Genomic DNA, 8498 nt, shown 5'->3' on the forward strand with positions numbered 1-8498 from the left:
GCTTGGCGAGCAGCAGCTCGTGCAGTCGGTCCCACACGCCGGTTTCCTGCCAGTCGTTCAATCGTCGCCAACAGGTTGCGCCCGAGCCAAAGCCTAATCGCGTCGGCAAGTCGTTCCAGCGGATACCCGTCTTGAGCACGAACAGGATGCCATTCAGCGCCGCTCGATTCGATACGGGAAGGCGCCCCGGATTCTTCTCGCGTCGAGGTTTTGCTGGTGGCAGTAACGGTTCGATCAGTGTCCACAATTCGTCATCAGCGATCGGCGCTTCCATCCCTTGGGTCCCGTTGTTCAGATGCCCAAGGTTAACAGTTCGCCGGGAAAGTAAACAGCCCCATTCAGGTCTTTTTGAACTGGCCTCTTAGCCAATAGGTCGGCGGTGAAGAATCGTGCGCCCCGCTGGACAACGCCGAGATCTCGTCCAGACACACAGACAGAACGGGCACGCCGACATCGGGGGTTGGCCTCGAGGTGGTGCAGGAACGTCGTTGACGAACCGCGGGACCGATTCATTCGACGTGCTGGCACCAGCATTCTGAACGGCCGCTTTTTCAGGAGGGTGGGACATTCGGAGAAGCTAACTGAAGGACAGCAACGGGTCGATTGTCGCCCTTCGCTCTTGTCCACACTCGCGTCAGTCGGGCCGGGATCAGCAATTCGGTAATTGCAGTCTCATGAGCCTGGTCGCAGTTTGACGAATTCCGTTTCCCTGCATCGGCCTCGGAATCAGGCCACCGTCGACCGTAGATACCGATATAAGGTCTCACGGCTGATCCCGAAGTCGCGCGCGATTGCCGCCTTCTTGCCGCCGGCGTCGACTCGGCGCCGGATTTCCTCGATCTGCTGCGCATTGAGCGACGCTTTACGGCCCTTGTACACACCTTTTTGTTTAGCGATCTCAATGCCTTCTCGCTGGCGTTCGCGGATCAGCGCGCGCTCGAACTCGGCGAATCCGCCAAGCATAGTCATCATGAGGTTCCCGATAGGATCGGCGCTGTCGCCGTTGAAAGTAAGCCGCTCCTTTACGAATTCGACTGTGACGCGCTTGGCGTTGAGTTCGCGCACCAGCCGCAGCAGATCTTCCGTGTTGCGAGCCATCCGGTCCATCGAGTGAACGAGTAATAAATCGCCGTCGCGCACGTACCTGATCGCCTCCTGTAGTGCAGGCCGGTCGGTGTTCTTTCCACTCGCCTTATCTTCGAAAAGACGGTCGAGCTTAATTCCGTCAAGCTGGCGATCGCTATTTTGGCCGGTCGAGGAGACGCGCACGTATCCGACCCGTTGATGCGTACTCATTCTTCCATGCACCGCAATGTTGTGTCAGGGTAGAGTCTAGACCCATTATTGATTATGTCAACAAACACATTGATCGACCCTAGCCTGACACATTACAGGGCCTTCTCTGACAGTCAGTTTTGGCTATACCCCAAAGTGACAAAGTTCCAAGTCCATATCCGTCCGCAGAAATATTTTTCCGGCCATACGCATCCGTCAGCCTGTCGTGACAACACCATAAAGGTGATGGGCGACATGCCCAGCAAAGGAGAAAGAAGCGATGGACGAGTTACGGATCGTCGAACTACGCGACGTGATCGCTATTACCAAGATTGGTCGGGCAAAGATTTTTACGATGCGCAAAGCCGGGGAATTCCCTGCTCCCGCCAAGCTCGGCGGCCGAGCCGCCGTTTGGTGGCTCGCTGATATCCAGCATTGGCTCGCAGCGCGTCGCGCGGATGACCTCGCAAAACGGAATGCGGTAGACGATTCACGTATGCGGCAACCGGACCTGAACGCATTGGCGATCGCCTGTACGGAGGAAAAATGAAAACCACGGGCATCGATGCGCAAACGAAGCTTGCCTTGCACGAACGGAAGATGACTGCGCTGTTGAACAACGTCCATTTCGAGGTGCTCGGCTACGATCGGCGCGAAAAATTCTTCAAATTAAAGCAGTCCGGCGGCATCGTGGTACTGCGATCGCTGGGGGAGACGAACATTCTCAAGCTGGCGCCGCGCGAGTGGTGGGCGCAGCACTTCCCAAAGAGCCGAGGCGACAACTTTGACAGGCGCGACGCACTGAATGGAATTTGCCGCGTTCTGCCGCGAGTAGGCCTCTATCGAAACGGTTGCCAGACAATAGCTAAAAACTATCAATGATTGTTTGCAATCATTAAATTTTTTGAAAATTGGTCGTGAACGATGGAGGGCCTACCAGCAAGGCTTTGCGCCTGATGACGTCACGGAACGACCGACGTCGCAATTGGCGTCAAGGCCTTTCGTCGTTCCGCGACAGGCCCGACAATTCGCTAGGTCGGTAGTGCCGGTGCGCTGCCGCTTATCAATCGGTCCAGTGCTGGGCGTGTAAAAAAGCCCAGGGCCTTCGTGAGGCACACTGGGCTTTCAACAACAAATCATGTCACATTCTACCAAAAGCGAAGCAACGTTAGAAGTAAGTTTCCCTAAGCAATCTGTTGAAGGTGACCGGTTTGTCACGCTCGATGAAAGCTCCGTTATCCGTGAGTTTGCGGCGGCGATGGCCCACGCGGAAATCGAAGTCAACCCTGCCAAGATCATCGCGGATGGTGAGATCCAGCGTATTCATGTCATCGGCGACAAGCGCGGGTCGCGCAACGCCTGGTACAAGCTTCATTTTGACGAGCATCCGAATGGGATGTTCGGCTGTCACAAGCGGTATCCCGGCGGCCAACGCTTTACGTGGAAGTCGTCCGAACGCGCGAAGCCGATGACGGACGACGAGCGGCGCGCGCTCCGCGAACGCATGCAGGCAAAAGCACGCGAGCGCGAGGAGGAGGACCGTAAGCGCCACGCGGCGGCGGCCGAGCTCGCTAAGCGGGTGTTTGATGGCGCAACGGACGTGGTCGGGTCCGAGCATGCGTATCTCGCGCGCAAGGGTGTCGAGTCGCACGGTCTGAAGGTCGGTGCATGGGAAAAACTGAACCGGAAAACGGGCGAGCTCTCGCTGATTAAGAAAGACGCGCTGCTGGTGCCGATCCGCGATGCGCGCGGTGCAATCCATTCGTTGCAGGCGATTTTTCCGGATAGCGACAACCCGCTGAAGCGCGACAAGGATTATCTGACGGACGGCGACAAGCGCGGCCGTTTCCATTTGATCGGCGAGCCGTTGACCGTCTACGATAAGCCGGTCATTCTGATTTGCGAAGGCTACGCGACGGGCGCGAGCCTTTATGAGGCGACGGGGCACGGCGTGGTGGTGGCGTTCGACGCTGGCAATCTGATGCCGGTTGCGCAAGTGGTACGCAATAAATTCCCGACGGGAACCATCATCATCTGCGCGGACAACGATCAATGGACGCTGTTGCCTGTAAAGAATCCGGGCGTCACGCGCGCAACGGAAGCGGCGAACGCAATTGGCGGCTGCATTGTGTTCCCGCCGTTCACTGACGACGACGGTCGCGACGACAACGGCAAGCGCAAGGGGCCGACGGACTTCAACGATCTGGCGAAGCTGCGCGGGCCGGAAGCCATTTGCGCTGTTATCAATGAGGCGCTTGTGTCGACGATCGAGGAACGCGCTGAGCCCGATGCGCCATGGGCTGAATTTAGCACGCAGAAGGCGATTGAGCAGGCTCAGTCAGCTGCGAATGTGGCGATGGAGGCGCGTGCGGACGATGAGGTTGCCGGTGCGGGGTCGGAGGAACCGAAGGAGTCGCTAGAACGATATTTCCGAGTTCTCGGGCACGGTCTCGACGGCGTCACCATTCACGTGTTCTCCCACTCTAGTCTCACGGTCGTCAAACTGAATTCGTCGAACATCAACGAGGGGCACCTGGTGTCGCTGACCCCGAACGTCGGCTGGTGGGAGGAAAAATTCCCGAACGGAAGGAAAAAGGGTATCGATACGCGCGCAGCTACCGCTTTTTTGACTGGGACTGCGCATCGGCGCGGAGTCTACGATCCGTCGAATGTACGTGGTCGCGGCGCGTGGTTGGATGCCGGTCGCGTCGTGTTCCATCACGGCGATACGCTTTCGGTCGACGGGGTCGATACGCCCGTCGCGAAGATCGCATCGCGCTACACGTATCCACGCAACATGGCGCTGCCGCGCCCGGCGAAAGAAGCGCTGAGCGATGAGGATGGGATCAAGCTCGTCAATCTTGCGAAGAAATTCCGCTGGTCGACGTCTGGCTCGGCGGTATTGCTCGCCGGCTTCGTCATGCTCGCGCCGTTGTGTGGCGCGCTGCGGTGGCGGCCGCATATCTGGCTGACGGGCGGCGCCGGCTGCGGCAAGTCGACGATTCTCAACGATTACGTGCATCCGTTGATGAACGGCAATGACCTGTTCGCACAAGGCAACTCGTCGGAGGCGGGGTTCCGCCAGACGTTGCGCACGGACGCGCGACCGGTGCTGTTCGACGAGTCCGAATCGAACGAAGAGGGCGACATCAAGCGGATTCAGAACGTGCTATCACTGATCCGCCAGTCGTCGACCGAGTCGGATGCGCGAACGCTGCGGGGGACCGCTGGCGGCGAAGCGATGTCGTTTCACATCCGCTCGATGTTCTGTCTCGCCTCCATCCAGGTGGCGATCAAGCATCAGGCCGACGTCGAGCGCCTAACAGTGTTGGCGCTGCGCTCGAAACGCGATGACGACAACGCGGCAGAGTCGTGGAAAGCGCTGAGGGACGAGTTGTATCGGATCAAGCGCGACCCGACGATCGCCGCGCGCCTGATGCGCCGGGCGCTCGCGCTGCTGCCGGTAATCCAAGCGAATATCGACGTCTTTACGGAAGTGGCCGCGCAGCACTTCGGGACACAGCGCGAAGGTGATCAATACGGCACCCTGCTCGCAGGGGCTTGGGCGCTCGTGTCTCAGAAGGTCGTTGCGCGTGAAGAAGCTGAAGGATTGATCGATAGTTACGACTGGTCGGAGCATCGCGACGGCGTCGACTCAGGCGATAGCGACGCGCAGAAAATCATCAGCACGCTTTTCGGGCAGGAAGTTGTCTTGGACTATGGCGAGCGAGCGACGCTGTATAGCCTCGTTCGGACGGCTGCCGGTGAGGCGGACGATGGGGGCGTCGTGCCACCTGATCCTGTTAAAAAGAAGGCGAACAAGGCACTCATGCACTACGGCCTGCGAGTCGTCGGGCAGTACATTGCGGTGGCGAACAGCGAGATTCCGCCGCGAAACAAGCTACTCGCAGGGACGTTCCTTGCGACCGATCTGAAGGGGGCGCTGAAGCGGCTGCCAGGGCAGGACAATAACGACAACGAGCCAATTTATTTCGGCGCGCACAAAGAGAGTAAGGTAACCCGTATTCCTCTCTCTTTGGTGATCGACGATCACGTAACCGACGGTACTCTCTGAGTCATACCGGAGGGGACGACGGTTGAACATGCCGGCGGCGCGCGCGACAGCGCCCGTCGGCTTTCTTTTATGTGCCGAGCGCCGGAATTTTCTTACCGGTAAGGAAAATCAGGCGTCTTCATACCGCTGCGGTAAGGCCGCAAACCCGAGCCCAGTAAGGGTCTGCTGAATTTCTTACTTTCTTACCCGCTTTCCGGGCAGGATATATATCCACCTATCCTCCGACACCATCCATCTCTATATACATATCTATCTTCATAAAAAGGTAAGAAAGTAGGAAATTGGCTGGAAGCCTCATGCGACAAGGGTTTACGGCCTTACCTTTTTTCTTACCCGGTTCTTACTAGACGGTTTTGGTAAGAACTCTACGCTTGGGCGCTGATGCGGCCATGACGTGTATTTCGACCTTGGTGAGTTCGCCGCCCTAGCGGAAGAGTATCGGCATAGACCTGCGGCTCAGTTTGACGTTGGTGACAGGCGAGTGTTATTCCATAACACTTTCCAGCTTGCCCATCAGCACCAACTTATGCGTGGAAGCGCGTCGCCCTCAAATTTCCTCACCTATGGCGTTCCGGCCTTGTCTGGTGGGCGTAGCCGGCGGCGCGCACGCCATGCACTTGGCATGGCGCTGTTGAGGTCGCGGCCCCGTCGACAAGCGCTGACGGTCAGGTACTCAGTCGCCGACCTTGCGTGCTGCTAACAGCTCGTTGAACGGTCGGAGTGGGGTATCGAACGTAAATTCGGCCGACGCGATTTCATGATCGAGTTCGTCCGGCGTCATGCCGCTTAGAAAGGCAACCGTCTCGATCGCCTGGCTGTGGGTGAGCGGTTCATCGGGTTGCATAAGTTCGCCTACCACGGCTTCACGATCATTCGTTTGCAAAGACCTTTTGAAGTCAGGCGGCATCATTACGCCTCCCGGAAATGTCGAGCGCACGCAAGACTCGAATTATGGTGCAGAAATCGGGATTGCCTTCCGGGCTGAGGGTTTCGTACAGGCTTTGACGGCCGACGCCCGTATCATTGGCAATCGGCCTCATCCCGCGCGCATGTGCAACGATGCCAATCGACCGCTGAATCTCGGCCGCATCGCCGGACTTGAACGATTCCCGAAGGAACTCACGTTGCGCTTCCCGCGTATCCAGATAGTCGGCCGGATCGAACGGCGTAGTTTTGAGCGGCACATCAATCTCCTGGTGAGCCGTGAGTTCGATCGATCGTCGGTTGTCTTCTGCCGCCAGGACTTTTCACAAGCAAAACGGCGAGCACACTCTACCTTCGCTCATGATAGACCTGATGGTGGCCACCGGCGTAGATCCGCATTTCGGCGCACAAACAGACAGACCACGCCTTCTATTCGCCGACAAGTCCTGACGTTATCAAAACCGGCGGACTTTTTACATGAATTCCAGCTGCACGTTAGGTCGTGAAACGAGAATATATCGAAACGTCAATGGATTCTCCTATATGCCACGCCCTGCCACGCCTGCACGATTGGAAGCGATCAAAGCCATCCGTGAACTCACGCTGGAGCACGGCACGATCGAAGGCCCCCGTCTCGCACGCCTGCAGTTTCCGGATATTCCAGTTCCCACTTGGCATCGTTGGGTCAAAATGACGCGCGACGAAGACCGGAACTTGATCGAGGAGGTGGCGGCTATCGTACCTCATCCAGCCCGACCGCCCGCACCGGTCACTGATAGCGACCGCCGCTCTATGCGAAGCGCGATCAATTTTTACAGCGAGCTTGACGGGATGATCGCAGACGCCCGACTGTTATCGGACTATGCCATCGCCGTCAACAATGATGGCACGCGCCGTATCAAAAATCCAAAGATGCTCGCAATGTCGCACCGTATGCGAGCCACGAATCTGGCACTGGCCATGAAACATTCCGAGCTGGCGTGGAACGTGGATCGCCTTGAGCAGATGCACGACGCAATCACCGGCGCGATCGTGCAGGCAGATCGCGAGACCGGCGAGCGCGTTTTTGCGGCGGTGAAAGAAGTGTATGCCCGCTGGAGCCTTTGATTTCAGCCTTCTTAATGCACCTAGGATGAGCCTCATGAAAAATTCCCCATCAATCTTGATTGCCGACCTTCCCGAACGTCTGAAAGAGCTTGGCGTCGACGTAATGCTACTGGAGCAGGACGGCCGCCCGACCAAGTTCCTGAAGCGCTCGCTTGAGCACCTACGCCGTCAAGCTGAAGCGGCAGGGAAGGCTGAGCGTGAGCACGGTGTATATGGCTGACGTCGGCGCTGTCCACCGATGGTCACGTCGGTCTTTCTTCAAGCTGAGGAGCCTGGAATTGAGCATGCGAATGCCTAAGTATTTTGAGCTTGTTGAGCTTCCGGGCCGGCAGCATTTTCATTGCGAACGATTGCGAGCGACGCTTTCCACGGACGCTTGCGGTGACCGCTGGAAGGCTGCCGGCGTAGCGACCGCCGATGCGCGATGGATAACCTGCAAAAGCTGTCGAATCGGCGCTCGGCATGCCGGGGAGATCAATGCGAATCCGTCACCGTTCCGGGCTGTGAAGATTTGCGCACGGTGCCACCTGACTGCGTCGCGCCTGATTGCCAAGCATCTGTGCATTAGCTGTTACAACCGTCAGCGCGAGCAGGTGATCGGCGCGAACGCCAAGGGAACGAAGCCGGTCAAGCTCCCGCCGCTGCATCGCCGGTCAATCAGCTATATGGCCGGTGGCAAGCTCAAGACGGAGACGATCGACCGATCCCTCGACACAACCGAGTTGATCGTTGCGGTCCTGCGAGACGAGAGGTATGCCGTGCAGTTCGGTTGGCAGGCGCCAGCGGGCGTGCGGGCACTTCTCCAATTCGAAGGGGGTCACGCATGACTGGCGATCGCGCACTCTGGCAACTCACGGCACATTGCTGCCGATCATGTCTCGGTCGCGTGTTGCTGGGAAAAGCCACCGACGGCCGCCGCGTCTATCGCTGCGCCCAATGCGGCGCTCGTGGCGACGGAATCGATGCGTCAGTCATCTGTTGCTGCGGCATCCGCCTGAAGACCGGCGCGGACGCTGGGGTTCGATGCACGGCAAACAAAGCACCATCAGCTGAATGCTCTACGCAAATCGTTGCCGAGCAGATGAGCAGTTAGCGATGGCGGCATACGGCGCATGCG

Annotated in this window: 10 protein-coding genes; 6 read left to right on the forward strand and 4 right to left on the reverse strand. The window is 58.1% G+C overall.

What is annotated here, in order from left to right:
• Together HV670_RS28715 and HV670_RS28720 are read right to left on the reverse strand one after the other, a co-directional pair.
• Positions 1–274 (reverse strand): transposase (locus tag HV670_RS28715; RefSeq protein ID WP_175108345.1); only part of this gene is annotated, 274 nt, incomplete at its 3' end.
• Between the two features lie 452 nt (positions 275–726).
• Entirely contained in the window at positions 727–1296 is a 570-nt protein-coding gene (locus tag HV670_RS28720) for a recombinase family protein (protein ID WP_175108346.1), read from the reverse strand.
• 259 nt (positions 1297–1555) lie between these two features.
• Between HV670_RS28720 and HV670_RS28725 the strand changes: the two genes are divergently transcribed.
• The 3 genes from HV670_RS28725 to HV670_RS28735 all read left to right on the forward strand — a co-directional run bounded on the left by HV670_RS28725 (position 1556) and on the right by HV670_RS28735 (position 5350).
• Positions 1556–1825 (forward strand): helix-turn-helix transcriptional regulator, encoded by a 270-nt coding sequence (locus tag HV670_RS28725; RefSeq protein ID WP_175108347.1) that lies wholly within the window; start codon positions 1556–1558, stop codon positions 1823–1825.
• A complete protein-coding gene (locus HV670_RS28730) occupies positions 1822–2157 on the forward strand; it encodes a hypothetical protein (protein WP_175108348.1) in 336 nt (111 codons plus the stop codon). The genes HV670_RS28725 and HV670_RS28730 overlap by 4 nt, the downstream gene beginning before the upstream one ends.
• Positions 2158–2533: 376 nt before the next feature.
• Positions 2534–5350 carry a toprim domain-containing protein gene (locus HV670_RS28735; RefSeq protein ID WP_175108349.1) on the forward strand — a complete coding sequence of 939 codons (2817 nt, stop codon included), beginning with the start codon at positions 2534–2536 and terminating at the stop codon, positions 5348–5350.
• A 673-nt stretch (positions 5351–6023) separates the two neighbouring features.
• Here HV670_RS28735 and HV670_RS28740 read toward each other — a convergent pair.
• Positions 6024–6260, reverse strand: coding sequence for a hypothetical protein (locus HV670_RS28740; RefSeq protein ID WP_175108350.1), 237 nt, complete (start codon positions 6258–6260; stop codon positions 6024–6026).
• Positions 6247–6534, reverse strand: a complete 288-nt coding sequence (locus HV670_RS28745) for an addiction module antidote protein (RefSeq protein WP_175108351.1) — start codon at positions 6532–6534, stop codon at positions 6247–6249. Before HV670_RS28745 ends, HV670_RS28740 begins: the two co-directional genes overlap by 14 nt.
• A gap of 310 nt (positions 6535–6844) precedes the next feature.
• On the opposite strand from HV670_RS28745, the gene HV670_RS28750 reads away from it, so the two are divergent.
• From HV670_RS28750 to HV670_RS28760, 3 genes are all read left to right on the forward strand, one after another.
• Positions 6845–7381 carry a hypothetical protein gene (locus tag HV670_RS28750; RefSeq protein WP_175108352.1) on the forward strand — a complete coding sequence of 179 codons (537 nt, stop codon included), beginning with the start codon at positions 6845–6847 and terminating at the stop codon, positions 7379–7381.
• Positions 7382–7415: 34 nt separating this feature from the next.
• On the forward strand, positions 7416–7601 hold the full coding sequence (locus HV670_RS28755; RefSeq protein WP_175108353.1) for a hypothetical protein: 186 nt from the start codon (positions 7416–7418) through the stop codon (positions 7599–7601).
• Between the two features lie 283 nt (positions 7602–7884).
• Complete coding sequence (locus HV670_RS28760; RefSeq protein WP_175108354.1) at positions 7885–8208, forward strand: hypothetical protein; 324 nt, start codon at positions 7885–7887, stop codon at positions 8206–8208.
• The last annotated feature ends 290 nt before the right edge of the window (positions 8209–8498 follow it).

The sequence above is a fragment of the Pararobbsia alpina genome (assembly GCF_902859895.1).
In the GTDB taxonomy this organism is placed as follows: domain Bacteria; phylum Pseudomonadota; class Gammaproteobacteria; order Burkholderiales; family Burkholderiaceae; genus Pararobbsia; species Pararobbsia alpina.